The organism is Ilyomonas limi (genome assembly GCF_005233845.1).
GTDB lineage: Bacteria > Bacteroidota > Bacteroidia > Chitinophagales > Chitinophagaceae > Ilyomonas > Ilyomonas limi.
In genome coordinates this window covers 1-1,706 of record NZ_SZQL01000057.1, presented here as the reverse complement: position 1 = coordinate 1,706, position 1,706 = coordinate 1, and the positions used below count along the sequence as shown (strand labels likewise).

The following is a 1,706-nucleotide window of genomic DNA, read 5'->3' as shown; positions in this document are numbered from 1 at the left end:
TGATGCCATACTTTTGAGCAAGCTGTCTGAAGCCCACTCCCTGCGTTAAATACTCTGTAATAATTTGTGTTTTTAAATCCATAAATAGGCTGTTTTTTAGTCAACCTATTTCAGGACGAGACAAGGAAAAATAATGAAAGTCCAAGTATTGTCACTATTAGGCACTTCATTTTAGTAGCGCCTAACGGCTCGGGCTTGCCGAAGTACCGGATTTCAGGATACTTCAGCCAAGCCATGTTCTATTAATGATTGAAGTTAAACAGTTTAACACTTGTTCGTTTGCCCGTATTTTGACAAGCCGCTGTTAGGCGTTCGTTGTTTTTCTTCGACTAAATTTGTCCTTTATAATTTGGGTCAAAGTCCACCATCCATTCAATTCCATATTTGTCTCTAAACATGCCAAAATATGAACCCCAAGGACTGTCGGCAATTGGCATTTCAATTTGTCCGTCTGCTGAAAGTCCGTTGAATAATTTGTCTGCTTCTTCTTTACTTTCTGCACTAATTACAATTTTGCTTCTGTTTTCATTTTCGTTAGTTCGTCCCATACTTTCAGGAACGTCATTTGCCATTAAAATACTTTTTCCAATAGGTAAAGCAATGTGCATTATTTTATTTGCTTCATTTTCTGCTACTGGAAATTCAGGGTTTGACAAGTCTTTGAAACGCATAATCTTTGCGAACTCTCCGCCAAATACTGATTTGTAAAATGTAAAAGCTTCTTCAGCATTTCCGTTGAAGTTAATGTGCGGATTGATTTGTGCCATAGTTATTAAATTGATTTTTAAGGTTCAAACGTAATGCTAAACAACAAAATAAATAAGGTATGATCGCGTCAAAAAAGAGGTGATTTGCGTCAAGCGTTTATATGACTATGCAGTCTATATTGGCAAGATCTTTCAACTGCAATGATGCATAACCAATCAGTATTGCGGAGGTGCAGGAAATAAAATTCCGTCAAGCCCGGCAACTGCAGCCAAATTCACGCTTTAATGTTGCTGATTTGCACTTAGCTAAATTTATAATGTCAAGTTAGAATAAAAGCCAAATTGAAAAATAAAAAGTTGAAAGACACATTCCATCAGCCCTGCTATGGTAGCAATGCATCTATGTAAAAGCGGTAATTTAAGCGGTATTTATTTTTAATCTGCAGTCCATTCAAAATAATGAAAGGCTGCCCAAATTGATCGGTTATGATACCATCTTAAACTACCGCTTCCATTCCAAAGTTATTCATTGGTATGGATGTACACAAAAAGAACTGGACCTGTCACATTAAAACAGACTTGTTTCAAGCCGCTTGAAGCACCTTGCTTTTTAATTTCAAAACATTTAATAATCGGTTTGTCTTTATACTGCATTGTCACTGCATCAAGTTGCGTATCTTGCTGTTTAAGAAAGTCAGGACCATATTGAAGGCGTTCTGTCCCTAAAGGAAAACTTAAAATCTTTGAATGATATTCGATAAATACGTCTAAGCTAATATTGTCAAGGGGTTCAATTTGATTTACCCAGCATAAAATTTTGTCCATCTTACTTGCACCTAACGGCAAAGCAATTTGATTTGAAATAATTGCTCTTGCAATGAACTACCTCGCAGCAAGCTGACGAGGTATCAAAACAGCCTTAGCTGCTGTTGGTGAATCCTTTTATATTCTTTTTCGGCTCCCTGCGCTTTGACATAGTGCTGAATGGTATTTTCATCT

The 1,706-nt window shown here is 36.8% G+C and carries 2 protein-coding genes; both read right to left on the bottom strand.

Features of this window, described 5'->3' with window-relative positions; all coding sequences use genetic code 11:
* Nucleotides 1-329: 329 nt before the first annotated feature.
* Nucleotides 330-767, bottom strand: coding sequence for a VOC family protein (locus FC093_RS23510; protein WP_137264269.1), 438 nt, complete (start codon nucleotides 765-767; stop codon nucleotides 330-332).
* A 462-nt stretch (nucleotides 768-1,229) separates the two neighbouring features.
* On the bottom strand, nucleotides 1,230-1,553 hold the full coding sequence (locus tag FC093_RS23505) for a hypothetical protein (protein ID WP_137264268.1): 324 nt from the start codon (nucleotides 1,551-1,553) through the stop codon (nucleotides 1,230-1,232).
* Between the last annotated feature and the right edge of the window lie 153 nt (nucleotides 1,554-1,706).